Raw genomic sequence first — 18,131 nt, 5'->3', positions numbered from 1 at the left:
AGCGGCGTGACCCTCATAGCGACCGAGTCGCTCACCAAGACATACGGCGGCCGGGTTACCGCCCTCGCTGACCTCACGGTCAGCGTCGAACCCGGCATCGTCGGGCTGGTCGGGGCGAACGGCGCGGGCAAGTCCACATTGATCAAGATCCTGCTGGGCCTGCTCGCTCCGACCAGTGGCCGGGCACGCGTGCTCGGCCTGGACCCCACCGCCGACGCGGCCGCCGTGCGCGCCCGGGTCGGCTACATGCCCGAGCACGACTGCCTCTCGCCGGACCTGTCCGCCGCCGAGTTCGTCACCCACCTGGGGCGGATGAGCGGGCTTCCGCGTACGGCGGCGCGCGAGCGGGCCTCCGAGGCGCTGCGCCACGTCGGGCTGTACGAGGAGCGGTACCGCCAGATCGGCGGCTACTCCACCGGCATGAAGCAGCGGGTGAAGCTCGCCCAGGCGCTCGTGCACGACCCCGACCTGCTGCTGCTCGACGAGCCGACGAACGGGCTGGACCCGGCCGGCCGCGACGCGATGCTGGCGCTGATCCACCGGATCGGCACCGAGTTCGGCATCTCGGTCGTGGTCTGCTCGCACCTGCTCGGCGAGGTCGAGCGGATCTGCGACTCGCTGGTCGCCATCGACGCGGGCCGGCTGCTGCGCTCGGACCACATCTCCGCGATGACCACCGTGACCGACGTGCTGGTCGTCGAGGTGAGCGAGGGGACCGAGGAGCTGGCCGTCCGGCTCGACCTGCTCGGGCTGCCGGTGCGCCGGGACGGCCGGGTGCTGCTCGTACCCCTGGAAGACGATGCGACGTACGACCGCATCCTGACCGCGGTGGCCGAGCTGGACCTGCCGCTGCACCGCCTCGACCAGCGGCGCCACCGCGTCGCGGAGCTTTTCGCGACCCGGGAGGTGACCCATGTCTGACGTGGCGAGTGTCATCCACGACATCGGCTACCAGCGGTACGAGGGCCCGCGGCTCGGCCGGCGGTACGTGTTCGGCTCGCTGTACGTGCACGGGCTGCGCACCGCGTTCGGGCTGGGGCGCAGCGCCAAGGCGAAGATCTTCCCGTGGTTCGTGCTGGGCGTGGTCTTCCTGACCGGGCTGGTGCTCGCGGCCATCCGCGCGCAGGTCGGCGACGAGGTCGGGGTCACCTACACCGGGTTCGCCGACATGATGGCCTGGCTGGTCGTGTTCTTCGTGGCCGTCGTCGCGCCGGAGCTGGTCTCCCGCGACCTGCGGGCCGGCGTGCTGCCGCTCTACTTCTCCCGGCCGCTGCACCGCAACGACTACGTGTACGCGAAGCTGGCCGCCCTCGCCACCGCGGTGTGGCTGCTGCTGGGCGCGCCGCAACTGCTGATGTTCGCGATCGCCGCGTTCTCCGCGGACAAGGTGGGCGACGTGTGGACCGAGCTCGGCGACCTGCTGCCGGGGCTGGCCTACGCGGTCCTGTGGGCGGCCGTCTTCGCCGGCATCGGGCTGCTGGTCGCGTCGCTGACCGGCAAGCGGGCGTTCGCCGCCGGCGGGATCGTCGCGGTCTTTCTCATGACCACGCCGGTCGTCGGCGTGCTGTCGGTCATGCCGTCGCAGACGGTGAACGACCTGGCCCTGCTCTTCAGCCCGTCCAGCCTGGTGTTCGGCGTCGGGATCTGGCTCTTCGAGTCCGGGGCTGACGGCGACGGCGACAGCATCGGTTCGTTCGGTCCCCTGTACCTGGCGGTGGCCGTCGGCCTCGTCGCCGGCTGCATCGCCCTCCTGCTCGCCCGCTACCGGAAGGTGGCCTCCTCATGAACCCACCCAACGAAGACGCTCCGCTTCGCTCCACGTCTCCGTCGGGGCCCGGGAGCGACGTGACCCTGGACGGGGTCTCCCGCTGGTACGGCAACGTGGTCGCCGTCAACGACGTGACCATGACGCTCGGGCCCGGCGTGACCGGCCTGCTCGGGCCGAACGGCGCCGGCAAGACCACCGTGCTGCACATGATGGCCGGCTTCCTGGCGCCGTCGCGGGGCACGGTCACCGTCGGCGGCGCGCCGACATGGCGCAACCCTTCCGTGTACGAGAAGTTGGGGCTGGTCAGCGAGCGGGAGGCGGTGCACGACTTCCTGACCGCACGGGAGTTCCTGCTGGTGAGCGCCAAGCTGCACAAGCTGCCCGACCCGGCTTCGGCCGCCCAGCGGGCCCTGGAACTGGTCGAGATGACCGACGCCCAGGACCGCCGGATCGGCACCTACTCCAAGGGCATGCGGCAGCGCACCCGGGTGGCCGCCGCGCTGGTGCACGACCCCGAGGTGCTGCTGCTCGACGAGCCGTTCAACGGGATGGACCCGCGGCAGCGGCTGCACATGATGGAGCTGCTGCACCGGCTAGGCGCGGCCGGGCGGACGATCCTCTTCAGCTCGCACATCCTCGAAGAGGTCGAGCAGGTCTCCGGCACCGTCCAGGTGATCGTGGCCGGCCGGCTCGCCGCCTCCGGCGACTACCGGGCCATCCGCCGGCTGATGTCCAACCGGCCGCACGTGTTCGCCGTACAGTCCACGGACGACCGGCGGCTCGCCGTGGCGCTGATCGGGCAGGGCTCGGTCACCGGCGTCGAGATCGACCGGGCCGGCCTGACCGTACGCGCAGGCGACTACGGCAGCTTCACCCGCGCGCTACCCAAGATCGCGCTCGCTGAGGGCATCCGGGTACGCCGGTTGCTGCCCTCGGACGAGTCCCTGGAGAGCGTCTTCTCCTACCTGGTGGAGGCATGACCGTGGTAACCCAGACGATCGCGTGGATCACCACCCGGGGCCTCTTCGGCCGGCGCCGATTCCTGCTGCTCCTGCCGCTGCCGCTGCTCGTCATCGGGCTGGCGGCGCTGAGCCGCGGGTTCGGGGTCGCGCCCGAGCACTGGGGGCAGCCGGTGCTGGTCGGGCTCGGCCTGGCCGTCGTACTGCCGGTGATCGCCCTCATCGTGGGCACCGGGGTGCTCGGCTCGGAGATCGACGACGGCACGGTGGTGCACATCCTCACCAAGCCGCTGCCCCGCTGGCAGATCATCCTGCCGAAGCTGGCGGTGGCGACCGGCGTGACAGCCGCGACCGTCGCCGTCCCGATGTACGTCGCCGGCGTGCTCGCCGACGGCGTACGGCTGGGGCTCGGGCTCGCGGCGGCGTGCGCGGTGGGCGCGCTGGCGTACTCGGCGTTCTTCCTGGCGCTGAGCCTGGTGACCCGGCGACCGGTGCTGCTCGGCCTGGTGTACGTGCTGGTCTGGGAGGGACTGCTGGGCAACTTCGTCTCCGGCACCCGCACCCTGTCCATCCAGCAGTACGTCATCACGCTCGCCGACCGGATCGCACCGACCGGCCTGCTGCACGCCAAGGTCGGCCTGCCGGTGGCCCTGGTGATGACGACCTTGATGGTGGCCGGCTTCACCGTGCTAGCGATAGACCGCCTCCGCTCCTTCTCCGTAGCCGGCGAAACCTCCTAGCCCCTTCCGCCCTCTTTCCCCCTCTTTCCGCCCCTTTCCGCCCTCTTTCCGTCGATCAAGGGCAAACGGTCGTGCTTTGATCTCCAAACCACGACCGTTTGCCCTTGATCGACGGCGTTTTCCTTGATCGCGGAGGGGATCGTGGGCTGGGGGAGCGCGCTGCGGGGCGGCCGGTCTCGGCCGTGACACGGGCGTGAGTAGGGCGCCCCTGTTCCCGCGATGCCGGGTATGGGGGCGCCCTACTCACCCGCGCGCCGCCAACAGGGGCGCCATCAAGGCCGGGTAGTCAAGGGTTCCTGGGTGCTGTCAAGCGGCGCCGGTTGGTCGCTTGCCGGCCAGTGGACTTGGTGGGGCAGGGCGGGATCTTGCGTCCGGACGTGTCCGACATAACCGGGCCCAAGATCCCGGTACGCCCCACCAAGTCGAGCGACCGACGCCAGCCTGCGGTGATCATGAAGTTAGCGTTAGGGAGAGCGCTTGCCCTGACGCTAACCTCATGATCACCGCGGCAATCAGGGAAACGGCGCCACCATCGGCGGCGCATCTTGCGCTGTACCGCCCTACTCACGCCCCGTGCGGCAGGCAGGGGCACCCTCTGGAAGTGAGGGCGAAGGGCACCGCCACAGCCCCCAAGATCTCGGTGATCAGGGAGCTGCTCTCTCGCCCCGCCGCAACACGCCCGAGCCACTCCCTGATCACCGGGGAGAGCCGGGGCGAGGCGGCGGGGCGGGGAGAGGCGGGAGGCGGCGGGGTTAGCCGGTGTTGCGCATGCCGGCGGCTATGCCGTTGACGGTGGTTAGGAGGGCGCGTTCCAGGGCGGTGCCGTCGCTGGGGGCTCGCCTCGCGCCGGGGGCGGTCGCTACCGCGCGGGAGGCGGCACCGGAGTCGCGGTACTGGCGGAGCAGGGCCACCTGGAGGTGGTGCAGGGGCTCCAGGTACGTGTCCCGGACGGCCAGCGTGCGCTCCAGCACCGGCTGGGCGTTGAGCAGGCTCTTCTCGCCGGTGATGGCGAGCACCTCGCGGACCGTGCGGGCGTACTCCTCTTCGATCTTGCCGAAGATCGGTCGCAGTTCCGCGGGCACGAGCGTGTCGACGTACCGCCGGGCGATCGCCAGGTCGGTCTTGAAGAGCATCATCTCCACGTTGGACAGGAACGTCCCGAAGAACAGCCAGTCCGCGTGCATCTCGGCGAGCGCGTCAGACAGGCCCGCCTCCCGGGCGGCGGCGAGCCCGGTGCCGACGCCGTACCAGCCGGGGACGATCTGCCGGGACTGTGTCCAGCCGAAGACCCACGGGATGGCGCGCAGGCCACCCAGCCCGGCGCCGGTGTTGGGGCGCTTGGCCGGGCGGGAGCCGATGTTGAGCGCGCCGAGCAGCTCGGTCGGCGTGGACGCCCAGAAGTAGGCCGGCAGGTCCGGATCCTCGACCAGCTCCCGGTACGCCTGGTAGGCCGCCGCGGAGGTGGTGTCCATGGCCGAGTCCCAGCGGGCCAGCGCATCGGTGGAGGCCCGGGACGTGGTGTGCAGCAGGGTCGCCTGGAGCACCGCGGCCACGGTCAGCTCCAGGTTTTCCCGGGCGAGCGCGGGGATCGTGTACTTGTCCGAGATCACCTCGCCCTGCTCGGTGACCTTGATGGCGCCGTCCAGGGTGTTGTACGGCTGGGCCAGGATCGCCTCGTGCGTCGGCCCGCCGCCGCGCCCGACGGTGCCGCCGCGGCCGTGGAAGAGCCGCAACCGTACGCCGTGGCGGGCGGCCACGTCGCGCAGCGAGCGCTGGGCCCGGTGGATCGACCACTGCGACGTGGTGATGCCGGCTTCCTTGTTGGAGTCGGAGTAGCCGAGCATGACCTCCTGCACGTCGCCGCGGGCGGCCACGATCGCGCGGTATGCCGGCAGGGACAGCATCTCGTCCAGCAGTTCGCCGCCGGCGTCCAGCTCGGCGGGCGTCTCCAGCAACGGCACGAACCCGATCCGGGCCTTGTGGCTGTGCACGTCGATGAGGCCGGCCTCGCGGGCCAGGACCGCCGCGGCCAGCACGTCGTCGACGCCCAGGGTCATCGAGATGATGTACGACTCGATGACCTCCGGGCCGAACCGATGCTGGGCCTCGCGGATCGTGCCGAACACGTCGTACGTCTTGCGCGCCGACTCGGTCAGCGGGGTGTCCAGGGTGGACAGTGGGCGCCGCCCGGTCAGCTCGTCGGAGAGCAGCTTGGTGCGCTCGGGCCGGGAGAGCGTGGCGTAGTCGGGGACCTCGCCGATGCGGGCGTACATCTGCGCCAGCACCGCGTGGTGGGCCTCGGCGTGCTCGCGTACGTCCATTGTGGCCAGGTGCAGGCCGAACGCGGACACGGTGCGGATCGCCGACGCGAGCCGGCCGACTGCGGTGAGCTGGCCGGAGTTGCGGGCCAGCGACGCGCGCATCAGCTCCAGGTCGGCGAGCAGCTCGGCGGCGCCGCGGTAGTCCCGTCCGGGGACGTGCGCGGTGCCCTGGCCGAGCCGGCGCCGGGTGTTTGCCAGCTTGGCCTTGATGCACCGGGCCTTGAGTCGGTAGGGCTCCTCGGCGTTGGTGCGCCGGAACCGCTGCGGCACCTCCGGTAGCGCGTCGAGATCCTTGGCGAGGCTGGCGGCCAGGTCGAGGGAGACCCCGCGCAGCCGGCGGGAGACCGAGATCTCGTTGATCAGCGCGTCGAGGGCCGCCTCGGTGGCCTGGATGCCGTGCTCGTGCTGGATCATCAGCACGTCGCTCGTGACCCGCGGGGTGACGAACGGGTTGCCGTCGCGGTCGCCGCCGATCCAGGTGCCGAACGTCAGCGGGCGCGTCGTCGGCGCCGTCTCCACGCCCAGGGCGCGCAGCGTGTCGGCCAGGTCGTCGAGGACCTGCGGGGCGGCGTCGGCGTACAGGTCGCGCAGGTAGTAGACGGCGTTGCGGGCCTCGTCGGTCGGGTCTGGCCGGTCCAGCCGCAGCTCGTCCGTCTGCCACAGCAGGTCGATCAGCTCGGCGAGCCGGCGCTGGGTCTGCGGGGACTCGCTGGCGCCGTACAGGATGGTGGCGGCCGTCTCGGCGTCGAGCTCGTCGGCGACCGCGCGCAGCTTGGACAGGATGGAGCGCCGGGCCGCCTCGGTGGGATGCGCGGTGAACACCGGCCGCACCGCGAGCCGGCGGGCCGCCGCCGCGATCTCGTCGGCCGGCACGCCTCGTTCCGCGATCAGCTTGGCCGCCTGGTCCAGCCAGCCGCCCTGCTTGGCCCGCTGCCGGCGGAGGTCGCGGGCGCGGTGCACCTGCTCGGTGATGTTGGCGAGGTGGAAGTACGTGGAGAACGCGCGGGCGAGCTTGGTGCCGGTGGTGACGTCCATCGCCGCGAGCCGGCTGGCGGCCGCCTCCGCGTCGGTGCGGACCAGCGCCCGGATCTCCTCGACCAGGTCGAGCAGCGGTGGCCCTTCCTGACGGGCCAGCGTCTTGCCTAGCAGGGTGCCGAGCCGGCGGATGTCGGCGCGTAAGGCGAGATTGGGGTCGTCGTCAGTTGATCCAGGGCCGGGAAGTCCATCGGCCTGATCCGTCACCGTGCGCTCCTTACCTGAGTACGAAGGACGGCGCTGTCCGACACCAAGATGTTACCGAGGCCACGTTGCTAGCAGGTCAAACTGGTGAGTCATGTCTCAAAGGTCGGAAGGCTGAATCGGCGCTGAGACGGGGCGCAGGACGGGGCGGGCGAGCAGAGCGACCACGCCGGCCAGCGCCCAGAGGGCCAGCGCGGTGATCGGCCACGCGGCCGCCTTCCGGTCGAAGTACACGACCGACTTGATCAGGTCGGTGCCCAGTCCCGGCGGGTCCCAGCGGTGCATGCCGCGGAAGAAGGTCGGCAGGAACTCCGGCGGGTAGATGCCGCCCGATCCCGGGTTGCCGAGCACGACCAGCAGCAGGATCACCAGCCCGGTGCCGAAGAGGCTGAGCCAGCTCTGTACCGCCGCCGCGATCATGGCGGAGGCGAAGACGATCAACGCCCCGGCGATCGCGATCCCCGGCCGGTGCGCGGTGAAGACGTCCAGCACCGGGCCGGTGATGATCGCGCCGGTGACCCCCAGGGTCACCGCGAAGACCGCGAGCGTGCCGATCCGCAGCGCGGCCCGGTCCAGGTCCGCCGGCGCCGTACCGGCCGACAGGCCGAGCGCCGTCGAGGCCAGATAGCCGCCGAGCACTAGGCCCACGACCAGATAGAACGGCACGAGCCCGCGGGGGTCGGCATCCGACACGGGTACGGCGTCCGCCACCGTCAACGGCACCTCGGCCGTGGCGGCTGCCGCGGTGGTCGCCTGGATGATCAGGTCGGTCGCCACGGGCGAGGAGGCACTCGCCGTGGTGAGCGTCAGGCCGGTCGCGCCGCCGGCGTCCGTGGACGCGAGCACCGCGTACACCTTGCGCCGGGTGAGCGCCTCGGCGGCGTCCCCGGCGTCGGCGTACTCGATGGCCTTGAGCTGCGGGCGCAGCGCGGCGAGCACCCGGCTCGCGGCGCTGTCGTCGCGGACGACGCCGACCGGCACGTCCCGGGGCGTGGGTTGGTGCAGGCCGCCGACGTACGCCGCGATGAACGCGCCGGCCAGCGCCAGCGTGCCGATGACCAGTAGGCCCGTTTTGCCCCATCTATCCACGTAACACTCATACCACCAGGAGGGATAGGCTGGAGGCCACATACCCCCGTCCGGTCCGGGCGCGGGGCGTTCGTGCGTGCCCGAAGAGGTGTTTCCATGAAGCTCGCTGGGCTGCTGCCAGCCGTTCTCGGTGACCCCGCGCTGGCCCGGGTCCGCGATCGGGCCCGGGGGGCTGGGCCGGAAAGCGACGGCCTCGACCTGACCGCGCCGGCGGCGCTGCGTCCGTTCGTGGTCGCGGCGGTCGCCTCGGAGCAGGGCGCGCAGCGGCCGGTCCTCGCGGTCACCGCGACCAGCCGGGAGGCGGACGACCTGGCCGCCGCGCTGGGGAGCCTGATACCGGCCGACCGGGTGGCGGTCTTCCCGGCGTGGGAGACGCTGCCGCACGAGCGCCTGTCGCCGCGGTCGGACACGGTCGGCCGGCGCCTGGCGGTGCTGCGGCGGCTGGCGCACCCGGAGGGCAGCCCGCTCCGCGTGGTCGTCGCGCCGGTCCGATCGGTGTTGCAGCCGTTGCTCAAGCGCCTCGGCGACCTCGAACCGGTGGAGCTGCGTCCCGGCGCCGAGGCGGCCCTGGAGGACGTGGCCCGGCGGCTCACCGACATGGCGTACGCCCGGGTCGATCTGGTGACCAAGCGCGGCGAGTACGCGGTGCGCGGCGGCATCCTCGACGTCTTCCCGCCGACCGACGAGCACCCGTCGCGGGTGGAGTTCTGGGGCGACGAGGTCGAGGAGATCCGCACCTTCGCGGTGGCCGACCAGCGCACCATCGAAGCCGTCCAGCACCTGTGGGCGCCGCCGTGCCGGGAGCTGCTGCTCACGCCCGAGGTGCGGCAGCGGGCCGCCGAGCTGGCCCTGAAGCATCCCGAGCTGGACGAGATCCTGGAGAAGCTGGCCGAGGGCATCCCGGTCGAGGGGATGGAGTCGCTCGCGCCCGCCCTGCTGGACGGCACCGACAGCATGGAACTGCTGCTGCACACCATGCCGGCCGGCACGCACGTGCTGCTGTCCGACCCGGAGCGCATCCGGACTCGGGCGCACGACCTCGTCCGTACCTCTGATGAGTTTTTGGAGGCGAGCTGGGCCGCGGCCGCAGTCGGGGCCAGGCCCCGATCGACCTCGGCGCCGCCGCCTTCAAGACCTTGGCAGAGGTACGCGGTGCCGCAGCCGACCTGGGGATGCCCTGGTGGTCGGTGTCCCCGTTCGGCCTGACCACCCCGGACGCGCCGGCGGAGACCCAGCCGTGGGAGGACCCGGTGCCCGTGGTGACCGTCTCCCCGGACGAGGGTGAGGCGATCGTGCTGGCCGCCCAGCCGGTGCCGCTCTACCACGGCGAGACCGCGCGGGTGGTCGACGACCTCAAGCGCTGGGCCGGCGACGGCTGGATGGTCGCGCTGGTCTTCGAGGGGCACGGGCCGGCGCAGCGGGCGGTCGAGGTGCTGCACGACGCCGGCCTGGGCGCCGCGCTCGTCGAGTCCATCGACACGCCTCCGGTGCCGGGCGAGCTGGTCGTGTCCTGCGGGGCGCTCAACCACGGCTTCCTGGACGAGGCGTCCCGGCTGGCGGTTATCACCGGCAACGACATCACCGGCGGGCGCGGGGCCACCACCCGGGACATGCGCAAGATGCCCAGCCGCCGGCGCAACACGATCGACCCGCTGGAGCTGCGGGCCGGCGACCTCGTCGTGCACGAGCAGCACGGCATCGGCCGGTACGTCGAGCTGGTGCAGCGCACGGTCAACGGCGCCTCGCGCGAGTACCTGGTGATCGAGTACGCGCCGTCGAAGCGCGGGCAGCCGGGCGACCGCCTCTTCGTGCCGACCGACCAGCTCGACCAGCTCTCCCGGTACGTCGGCGGGGAGAACCCGGCCCTGCACAAGATGGGCGGCTCGGAGTGGCAGAAGGCCAAGGCGCGGGCCCGCAAGGCGGTGAAGGAGATCGCCGCGCAGCTCATCCAGCTCTACGCCGCCCGCAAGGCGTCCAAGGGGTACGCGTACGGGCCGGACACGCCGTGGCAGCGTGAGCTGGAGGACGCGTTCCCGTACACCGAGACGCCCGACCAGCTCGCCGCGATCGACGAGGTCAAGCAGGACATGGAGCAGCCGATCCCGATGGACCGGCTGATCTGCGGCGACGTCGGCTACGGCAAGACCGAGATCGCGGTACGGGCGGCGTTCAAGGCGGTGCAGGACGGCAAGCAGGTGGCCGTGCTCGTGCCCACCACGCTGCTCGCACAGCAGCACTACAACACGTTCAGCGAGCGGATGTCCCAGTTCCCGCTGGAGATCCGGCAGCTGTCCCGCTTCCAGACGCCGAAGGAGGCCGAGCAGACGCTGGCCAAGGCGGCCGACGGCACGGCCGACATCGTCATCGGCACCCACCGGCTGCTCCAGGCGTCCACCCGGTTCAAGCAGCTCGGCATGGTGATCGTCGACGAGGAGCAGCGCTTCGGAGTCGAGCACAAGGAGTACCTGAAGACGCTGCGCACGGCCGTCGACGTGCTCACCATGTCGGCCACGCCGATCCCGCGCACGCTGGAGATGGCGATCACCGGCATCCGGGAGATGTCGACCATCGCCACCCCGCCGGAGGAGCGGCACCCGGTGCTGACGTTCGTCGGGGGTACGACGACAGGCAGGTCGCCGCCGCCATCCACCGCGAGTTGCTGCGCGACGGCCAGGTCTTCTACCTGCACAACCGGGTCGAGTCGATCGACCGGGCGGCGCGCCGCATCCGCGAGCTGGTGCCCGAGGCGCGGGTCGCCGTGGCGCACGGGCAGATGGGCGAGGACGCTCTGGAGAAGGTCATGGTCGGCTTCTGGGAGAAGGAGTACGACGTCCTGGTCTGCACCACGATCGTGGAGTCGGGCATCGACATCCCGAACGCCAACACGCTGATCGTGGAGCGGGCCGACCTGCTGGGCCTGGCACAGCTGCACCAGATCCGCGGCCGGGTCGGGCGCGGCCGGGAGCGGGCGTACGCGTACTTCCTCTACCCGCGCGACAAGCCGCTCACCGAGCACGCCCACGAGCGGCTGGCCACCATCGCGCAGCACACCGAGCTGGGTGCCGGCATGTACGTGGCGATGAAGGACCTGGAGATCCGCGGCGCCGGCAACCTGCTCGGCGGCGAGCAGTCCGGGCACATCGAGGGCGTGGGCTTCGACCTGTACATCCGCATGGTGGGCGAGGCGGTGCAGACGTTCAAGGGCGAGCGCCCGGCCGAGGAGGAGGTCGACGTCAAGATCGACCTGCCGGTCGACGCGCACCTGCCGCACGACTACATCGGGGTCGAGCGGCTGCGCCTGGAGATGTACCGCAAGCTGGCCTCGGCCCGGTCGGCGGCCGTGCTGGACGAGGCCGTCGTGGAGATGCGCGACCGGTACGGCGAGCCGCCCGCGCCGGTCGCGAACCTTGTCGCGGTGGCCCGGTTCCGGCTGCTGGCCCGCGCGTACGGCCTGACCGACGTGTCGGTGCAGGGCAAGCACGTGCGGTTCGCGCCGCTCGCGCTGCTGGACTCCAAGCAGCTGCGACTCAAGCGCTACCACCCGGATGCGGTCTACAAGCAGGTCACCGAGCAGGTCAGCGTGCCCCGGCCGGCGACCCGCCGGATCGGCGGCGAGCCGCTGCGCGACCAGGCTCTGCTGGAGTGGTGCGCCCAACTCCTCAAGGACGTGCTGGGCGACCCCGTCCCGGCCGCCGCCAGCCCAGCGTGAGAGAGTGTCGGCCATGAACCGTGGTCGTCGACTGGCATCCATCGTCGTCATCGCCGCCCTGGGCCTCGGCGGGCTCGCCGGGTGCCGGGTGGAAAACGGCAAGGCGGCGTTCGTGGGCGACACGACGATCACCGAAAAGCAGGTCGACGAGGTGTACGACGAGGTCGTGGCCGCGGCGGCGACCGGCACCGCGACCCCCACGCCCGAGGCGTCGCCCGGCACCGCCGAGCTGCCGGTGACCCGGCAGGAGGTCGTCGACCTGATGGTCAGCCTGGAGCTGGGCCGGCGCATCGTCATCGACAAGAAGCTCCCGGCCCCGCAGGAGCCCACCGACCCGGCCCAGATCGCCGAGGCGTTGCGGGCCCCGGCCGACAGCGCGTACGTGAAGCTGTGGGCGGCGTGGCTCGACGTCTCCAACGTGATCGCCGAGAACACCCCGCGTACCGAGCTGACCGACGAGGGGATCATGAAGGTCTACGGGGCGCTGGCCAAGACCGGGGCGATCCAGGCGGGCCTGACCGTGACCCAGGTGCGCGAGGCGTTCGGCTCGGCCATCTTCGCCGAGGCGGCCATCCTGGTCTCGACCGCGCTGGGCGCCGAGGTGGAGCGCACCAACGCCTCGGTCAACCCGAGGTACGAGCCGGTGGGCGCGCCGATGGCGGTCAGCACCCAGCAGGGCCCGATCTTCTACAACCTGCCGTTCATCTCCTCCGACATGGTGACCGACGTTTCTCTATGACGGCTCGTCTCGTACTGCTGGTCACCTCGCCCCGGCTCCCGGCCGGCCTGTTGACCGCGGCGGCGTGGGACCTCGTACGCGGGCATCCGGTCGTGGCGGGCACGGAGAGCGAGCAGGTGGCGGCCGTACGCGCGGCGGGTGCCGGCGTGACGATCGGCGGCATCGACGACCTGCTCGCGGCGGCCGGCGACGGCGGTACGGCGGTCTGGCTGGCCGGCCCGGCCGGGGACGAGGCGCTCGCCCGTGACCTCGGCATGCGGGTGGCGCGCGAGCCGGGCCGCGCCGAGCTGGAGCTGATGTACGGCTCGTGGGACCCGCCCGGGGCCCGGCTGCTGGACGCGGTGACGGTGATGGACCGGCTGGCCTCGCCGGGCGGCGACCCGTGGAAGCGGCAGCAGACGCACGCCACGCTGGCGCAGTTCCTGCTGGAGGAGTGCTACGAGGCGTACGACGCGATCGAGGCCGGCGACCTCGGCGCGCTGCGCGAGGAGCTGGGCGACGTGCTGCTCCAGGTGGTGCTGCACGCCCGGCTCGCCGAGGAACTGCCCGAGGGCGAGCGCTGGACGGTCGACGACGTCGCCGGTGACCTGGTGGCGAAGCTGATCCGGCGCAACCCGCACGTCTTCGCGGGCACGGCGGTGTCCGGCGTCGACGAGATCATCGAGAACTGGGAGCAGATCAAGCGGGCGGAGAAGTCCCGCGACTCGGCCATGGACGGGATCGCGCTGGCCCAGCCGGCCCTCTCCCTGGCCGCCAAGATCCTCCAGCGGGCCGAGCGGGCCGGGATCGACGTGCCGGTGCCTCAGGCCGGCGACGACCTCGGCGCGGCGCTGCTGGCCACCGTCGCGTCGGCCAGGGCAGGCGGGTTGGACGCCGAGGCGGCGCTGCGCCGGGCCGCCCTGTCGTACGCCGAGTCGGTGCGGGCCGCCGAGGACTGACTCGTCAGCCCCAGGGTCAGGCCCAGCGCGACCACCAGCACGCCGGCCGTCTGGCCCGGATCGGGCAGCCGGCCCGCCTGGATCGCGGCGGTCACCAGCGTCGCCACCGGCATCACCCCGACGATCATGCCGGCCCGCTCGACCCCCAGCCGCTGCAACCCGGTGAACCACGCCACGAACGCCACCACCGTCATCCCCAGCGCCAGGTACGCCAGCGTGGCGGTCTCGGCGCCCGTGGGCAGCCGCCACCGCGTCACTTCACCGGCCGCGACCCCACCCACCAGCAACAGGGGTACGGCCAGCGCGCAGCTGTACGCCGCCACGCGTACCGCCCCGAGGCGGGGCAGGACGGCGGCGGCGAGCAGGGAGAAGAGCACCTCCCCGACCAGGGCGCCGAGCGACGCCAGCACCCCGATGGTGTCGGCCCGGCCGCTGCCCTGCACCAGCGCCGTACCGGCGACGACGACGGCTGCGGCAGCGACGATCCGGGCGGCGGGGCGGGCACCGCGCAGCATCGGCGCCAGGAGCGCGAGGCCGAGCGGGGCCGCGCCGATGACCGTACCGACGACGGCCGCGTCGGCGTGCGGCAGCGCGATGAGGATGCACGCGTTGAACGCGGCCAGCCCGGTCGCCGCGAGCACGGTGAGGATGCCCAGTTCGCGCCGGGTGGGCCGGCGGAACGTGCGGGCGATGAGCAGCAGTAGGGCCGCCGCGACGCCGTACCGGACGGCCTGGCCGGTCAGCGTGGGGTAGTCGAGGATCAGCTGGCTCAGCGAGACCGAGCTGCCGACGATCGCCATGCCGAAGACGCAGAGCAGCGCACCAACCTTCATGAGCCGACGGTATGTTCGTAGTGGTCCCCAAAACAGGACCACTAGGCGCCCGTAACGGAGGACCAATTGCGCGAGGCCCTCGTGTCCCTGGACCGGACCCTCCCGGCCCTGGCCGACCAACTGACCAACGCCCTACGAGATGCCATCTCCCAGGGCCGCCTGGCGCCCGGCACCCGCTTGCCCTCCACCCGCGCGCTGGCCGCCGACCTGGCCCTGTCGCGCGGCGTGGTGGTGGACGCCTACGAGCAGCTGGTAGCCGAGGGCCACCTGGTGAGCCGCCGCGGCTCCGGCACCGTGGTCGCCCCGTTGATCAGGGACCTCCTCTCCCGGCGCGCCGACGACACGCCGGAGCCGCTCCCTGATCAACGGCCGGTTTTGCTGCGGCCGGGGGTGCCGGACCTGGGGATGTTTCCGAGGGGGTGTGGGGCGGGCGTACGGGAAGGTGCTCACCGGGATGCGGGATGGGGAGTTGGACTACGGGACGCCTACGGGGGCTGGGCGGCTGCGGGTCGAGCTGGCCGGTTATCTCGGGCGGGTGCGGGCGGCGCGGGTTGACGCGAGCGGGATTGTCGTTACTACCGGGGCGGCGCAAGGGTTTGCGTTGCTTGCGGGGGCGTTGCGGGACGCGGGGGCGAGCACCGTGGGGTTCGAGGAGCCGGGCAGCTACGGCCTGCGGGGCCATATGGAGGGCCACCACGTCCGGCTCGTGCCCGTGCCGGTCGACGCCGACGGGCTGGACGTCGCCGCGCTCGACCGGGCCGGCGTACCGGCCGTGATCGTGACGCCGGCACACCAGTTTCCGACCGGCGTCGTGCTGGCCCCGGCCCGCCGGGCGGCCCTGGTCGAGTGGGCCCGGCGGACGGGTGGCCTGATCATCGAGGACGACTACGACGCCGAGTTCCGGTACGACCGGGACCCGGTCGGCTGCGTGCAAGGGCTCGCCCCGGACGCGGTGGCCTACATCGGCTCGGTCAGCAAGGCGCTCGCCCCGGCGCTGCGGCTCGGCTGGCTCGCCGTACCCGACAAGTGGCGGGCGGCGGTGGCCGCGCGCAAGGAGTGGGCCGACCTCGGCGGGCCGGTCCTGGAGCAGCTCGCGTTCGCCGAGCTGCTGGCCAGCGGCGGGTACGACCGGCACCTGCGCCGCGCCCGACTGGAGCACCGGCGGCGGCGGGACGCCCTGGTCGCGGCCCTGCGGCGGCACCTGCCCGGGCTGCGGATCTCGGGCGTGGCCGCCGGCCTGCACCTCGTGGTCGAGCTGCCGGCCGGCGTCGACGACGAGGCGCTCGCCGAGCGGGCGCTGGCCGCCGGGCTGGGCCTGCTGCCGCTGTCCCGGATGCGGCTGGCCGGCGGTGGGCCGCCCGGACTTGTCCTCGGATACGCGGCAAACCCGCCAGGGGAACTCGAAAGTGCCGTTCAGACGCTAGCTTCTTCGTATGGCGCAATTCATCCCGCTCGCTGAACGCATCGTCGAGGCAGTCCTGGAGATCAATCCGGCCACCGCCTCCTATGTGGGCGATCACCGGTTCGATGACCAGCTGCCGGACCTGTCGACAGGTGGGATGGCGGCTCAGGTGGCGATGCTGCGCGACGCGGGCGACGCGCTGGCCGAGGTGGACGCGGACGCCCTGGATCCGCCCGAGCGGGTGGATCACGCGGTGCTGTCCGCGCTGGTCGAGCGCGGTCTGTTCGAGGCGACCGAGGTGCGTGGCCACGAGTGGGACCCGCTTGAGCACAACCCGGCGCCGCTGCTCTACGCGCTGATCGCCCGGCCGTTCGCGCCCCCGGAGGAGCGGCTCACCAGCCTCGCCGGGCGGCTGGCGGCCGTACCCGATGCGCTGGCGACCGCGCGCGCGACGCTGCGCGACTGTCCGCGCGTGCATGTGGAGACCGCGGTCGGGCAGTTCGCCGGCGCGGCCGCGCTGGTGCGTGAGGAGGTGCCCGGCCTGCTGGCCGCGGCGCCGGCGCTGGACGGCACGGTGGCGCCGCTGGCCGAGGCCGCGGCTACGGCGCTGGACGACTTCGCCGGCTGGCTGCGCTCCAGAGTGGACAGCTCCGACCGCGACCCGCGGCTCGGCCGGCGGCTCTGGGAGGCCCGGCTGTGGCACACGCTCGACACCGAGCTGTCCGCCGCGCAGGTCCTGGCCCGCGCGCAGGCAAACCTGGAGCGCGCCACCGAAGAGATCCGCGCGGCGGCCGCCGAGCTGGTCGGTGGTCCGGCTTCCGATGACACGGTACGGCGTGCGCTGGCCCACCTCGCCGCCGAGCACCCGGACAACGAGACCATTGTGGACCTTGCCAAGGTCACGCTCGACGAGACGACGGAGTTCGTCCGCGCGCACGACCTCGTCACGCTCGTCGACGACCCGTGCGAGATCCGGCAGATGCCCGAGTTCGCGCGCGGCGTGGCGGTGGCGTACTGCGACTCGCCGGGCCCGCTGGAGACCGCGGACGTGCCGACGTTCTACTGCATCGCGCCGACCCCCGCGGACTGGCCGGCGGAGCGGGTCGAGTCGTTCTACCGCGAATACAACGCCCACATGATCCGCAACCTCACGGTGCACGAGGCGATGCCGGGGCATTTCCTGCAGCTCGCCCACTCGCGCCGGTACCGCGGCTCGACCCGGGTGCGGGCGCTCGGCCACTCCGGCCCGTTCGTGGAGGGCTGGGCCGTCTACACCGAGGAGCTGATGGCCGGTGCCGGGTTCGGTGGCCTGCCGATCCGGATGCAGCAGCTCAAGATGCAGCTCCGGATGAGCATCAACGCGATCCTCGACCAGCTCGTGCACTGCGCGGACATGCCCGAGGCGGACGCCATGGCGCTGATGACCGGGCCGGGCTTTCAGGAGGAGGGGGAGGCGGCCGGCAAGTGGCGCCGGGCCCTACTCACCTCGACGCAGCTCTCGACGTACTTCGTCGGCTACACCGAGGTCGCCGAGCTCGTCGCGGCCCGCCCGCCCGGCACCCCGCTGCGCGCGTGGCACGACGCGATGCTGGCGCACGGCTCACCGCCGCCCCGCCACCTGCGCACCCTGCTCGCCAGCTCTTAGGCGCCGGCGCGGCGGTCGACGATCTTGGCGTCGGCCGGGAGGGCGAACGCGTTCGCGTCCACCGCGTCCCGGTAGCGGGTCATCGCGATCTCCACGTCGGTGCCGTTCACCACACCGGAGAAGCTGCCGAGGACGCCCTCGGTGGTGATGCACGCGTCGAACGCCGAGGCCGCCGCGTTCTGCACCTTCTCCACCCGTACGCAGGTGGCGTGCCGGCCGGCGATCGTGGTGTCGCTCTGCTCGATGGTCGCGTCCGCGTCCAGCGCGGCGGCGGTGAGCAGGCCGATCACCATGGTCGGCGGGACCAGGCCGTGCTCGTTCGCGTCGGTGAAGACGGCCACCGCGGGCTGGTTGTTGGGCGACGGCGGGGCGGTGAGCGTGCAGGTCGTGGCCCCGCTCGCGGTACGGCAGTCGGCGGTGGCGTCGGCCGTCACGGTGAGCTTTCCACCGGGGTACTCGTACGCCGACCGCAGCGGCGCCTGCGCCTGCGCGATCATGGCCGCGGCGCCGCCCGGGAGCTGATACTCCGCGGAGTACGTCAGCTCGCCCGACCCGTCCAACCGGGAGGCCAGGTCGTTGACCAGGTCGGCACGGTTGATCACCCGGCTCGCGTCGTCGATCGTCTGGCAGCTGGCGGCCGCGAGCGCGATCACCATCGTCACGAGGCGGGCGAGGGTGGCGGGACGCATGAGGGCCAGCCTGGTCGATCGGGTCAGGCGCGCGCAACTCGGATCCCGTCGCTGGATAGG

General features: G+C 72.4%; 12 protein-coding genes and 2 pseudogenes. 10 read left to right on the top strand and 4 right to left on the bottom strand.

Annotated elements, in window-relative coordinates; genetic code table 11:
• The first annotated feature begins 6 nt into the window (after window positions 1-6).
• Genes Prum_RS15420 through Prum_RS15405 form a run of 4 tightly spaced genes read left to right on the top strand, consistent with a single transcriptional unit; the run spans window position 7 to window position 3,467 of the window.
• Complete coding sequence (locus Prum_RS15420; RefSeq protein WP_173077206.1) at window positions 7-921, top strand: ABC transporter ATP-binding protein; 915 nt, start codon at window positions 7-9, stop codon at window positions 919-921.
• Complete coding sequence (locus Prum_RS15415; protein ID WP_173077205.1) at window positions 914-1,786, top strand: ABC transporter permease; 873 nt, start codon at window positions 914-916, stop codon at window positions 1,784-1,786. Before Prum_RS15420 ends, Prum_RS15415 begins: the two co-directional genes overlap by 8 nt.
• A complete protein-coding gene (locus Prum_RS15410; RefSeq protein WP_173077204.1) occupies window positions 1,783-2,748 on the top strand; it encodes an ABC transporter ATP-binding protein in 966 nt (321 codons plus the stop codon). The genes Prum_RS15415 and Prum_RS15410 overlap by 4 nt, the downstream gene beginning before the upstream one ends.
• Window positions 2,745-3,467, top strand: a complete 723-nt coding sequence (locus Prum_RS15405) for an ABC transporter permease subunit (protein WP_173077203.1) — start codon at window positions 2,745-2,747, stop codon at window positions 3,465-3,467. Before Prum_RS15410 ends, Prum_RS15405 begins: the two co-directional genes overlap by 4 nt.
• Window positions 3,468-4,219: 752 nt before the next feature.
• Here the strand turns inward: Prum_RS15405 and ppc are convergent.
• Window positions 4,220-7,030, bottom strand: coding sequence for a phosphoenolpyruvate carboxylase (gene ppc, locus Prum_RS15400; protein WP_173077202.1), 2,811 nt, complete (start codon window positions 7,028-7,030; stop codon window positions 4,220-4,222).
• A gap of 96 nt (window positions 7,031-7,126) precedes the next feature.
• A complete protein-coding gene (locus tag Prum_RS15395; protein WP_246277906.1) occupies window positions 7,127-8,116 on the bottom strand; it encodes an ABC-2 transporter permease in 990 nt (329 codons plus the stop codon).
• Between the two features lie 96 nt (window positions 8,117-8,212).
• Here Prum_RS15395 and mfd point away from each other — a divergent pair.
• The 3 genes and pseudogenes from mfd to Prum_RS51535 all read left to right on the top strand — a co-directional run bounded on the left by mfd (window position 8,213) and on the right by Prum_RS51535 (window position 13,502).
• A pseudogene (gene mfd, locus Prum_RS15390) lies at window positions 8,213-11,825 on the top strand (transcription-repair coupling factor).
• A 13-nt stretch (window positions 11,826-11,838) separates the two neighbouring features.
• Entirely contained in the window at window positions 11,839-12,564 is a 726-nt protein-coding gene (locus Prum_RS15385; RefSeq protein ID WP_173077200.1) for a hypothetical protein, read from the top strand.
• The gene (locus tag Prum_RS51535; RefSeq protein WP_246277905.1) at window positions 12,561-13,502 is read left to right on the top strand and encodes a nucleoside triphosphate pyrophosphohydrolase; all 942 of its coding nucleotides are present in this window, start codon (window positions 12,561-12,563) and stop codon (window positions 13,500-13,502) included. The genes Prum_RS15385 and Prum_RS51535 overlap by 4 nt, the downstream gene beginning before the upstream one ends.
• A gap of 23 nt (window positions 13,503-13,525) precedes the next feature.
• Here Prum_RS51535 and Prum_RS15380 read toward each other — a convergent pair.
• Window positions 13,526-14,335: pseudogene (locus tag Prum_RS15380) on the bottom strand (EamA family transporter); the annotation flags it as partial.
• A gap of 66 nt (window positions 14,336-14,401) precedes the next feature.
• Between Prum_RS15380 and Prum_RS51530 the strand changes: the two are divergent.
• Genes Prum_RS51530 through Prum_RS15365 form a run of 3 tightly spaced genes read left to right on the top strand, consistent with a single transcriptional unit; the run spans window position 14,402 to window position 17,382 of the window.
• On the top strand, window positions 14,402-14,890 hold the full coding sequence (locus Prum_RS51530; protein WP_173077198.1) for a GntR family transcriptional regulator: 489 nt from the start codon (window positions 14,402-14,404) through the stop codon (window positions 14,888-14,890).
• The gene (locus tag Prum_RS15370) at window positions 14,790-15,794 is read left to right on the top strand and encodes an aminotransferase-like domain-containing protein (RefSeq protein WP_173077197.1); all 1,005 of its coding nucleotides are present in this window, start codon (window positions 14,790-14,792) and stop codon (window positions 15,792-15,794) included. Before Prum_RS51530 ends, Prum_RS15370 begins: the two co-directional genes overlap by 101 nt.
• Window positions 15,769-17,382, top strand: a complete 1,614-nt coding sequence (locus Prum_RS15365; RefSeq protein WP_173077196.1) for a DUF885 domain-containing protein — start codon at window positions 15,769-15,771, stop codon at window positions 17,380-17,382. Before Prum_RS15370 ends, Prum_RS15365 begins: the two co-directional genes overlap by 26 nt.
• Here the strand turns inward: Prum_RS15365 and Prum_RS15360 are convergent.
• Window positions 17,379-18,071 carry a hypothetical protein gene (locus tag Prum_RS15360; protein WP_173077195.1) on the bottom strand — a complete coding sequence of 231 codons (693 nt, stop codon included), beginning with the start codon at window positions 18,069-18,071 and terminating at the stop codon, window positions 17,379-17,381. The two genes, Prum_RS15365 and Prum_RS15360, sit on opposite strands and share 4 nt — an antisense overlap.
• Window positions 18,072-18,131: the final 60 nt, after the last annotated feature.

The sequence above is a fragment of the Phytohabitans rumicis genome (assembly GCF_011764445.1).
Taxonomy (GTDB): domain Bacteria; phylum Actinomycetota; class Actinomycetes; order Mycobacteriales; family Micromonosporaceae; genus Phytohabitans; species Phytohabitans rumicis.
This window is presented reverse-complemented; position numbering and strand designations above follow the sequence as displayed.

What these genes read in the sequence shown, in the direction of transcription:
- Prum_RS15365 (WP_173077196.1), top strand. Translation starts at nt 15,769, where the DNA reads ATGGCGCAATTCATCCCGCTCGCTGAACGCATCGTCGAGGCAGTCCTG.
- Prum_RS15360 (WP_173077195.1), bottom strand. Translation starts at nt 18,071, where the DNA reads ATGCGTCCCGCCACCCTCGCCCGCCTCGTGACGATGGTGATCGCGCTC.
- Prum_RS15385 (WP_173077200.1), top strand. Translation starts at nt 11,839, where the DNA reads ATGAACCGTGGTCGTCGACTGGCATCCATCGTCGTCATCGCCGCCCTG.
- Prum_RS15405 (WP_173077203.1), top strand. Translation starts at nt 2,745, where the DNA reads ATGACCGTGGTAACCCAGACGATCGCGTGGATCACCACCCGGGGCCTC.
- Prum_RS51535 (WP_246277905.1), top strand. Translation starts at nt 12,561, where the DNA reads ATGACGGCTCGTCTCGTACTGCTGGTCACCTCGCCCCGGCTCCCGGCC.
- Prum_RS15410 (WP_173077204.1), top strand. Translation starts at nt 1,783, where the DNA reads ATGAACCCACCCAACGAAGACGCTCCGCTTCGCTCCACGTCTCCGTCG.
- Prum_RS15370 (WP_173077197.1), top strand. Translation starts at nt 14,790, where the DNA reads ATGCGGGATGGGGAGTTGGACTACGGGACGCCTACGGGGGCTGGGCGG.
- Prum_RS15415 (WP_173077205.1), top strand. Translation starts at nt 914, where the DNA reads ATGTCTGACGTGGCGAGTGTCATCCACGACATCGGCTACCAGCGGTAC.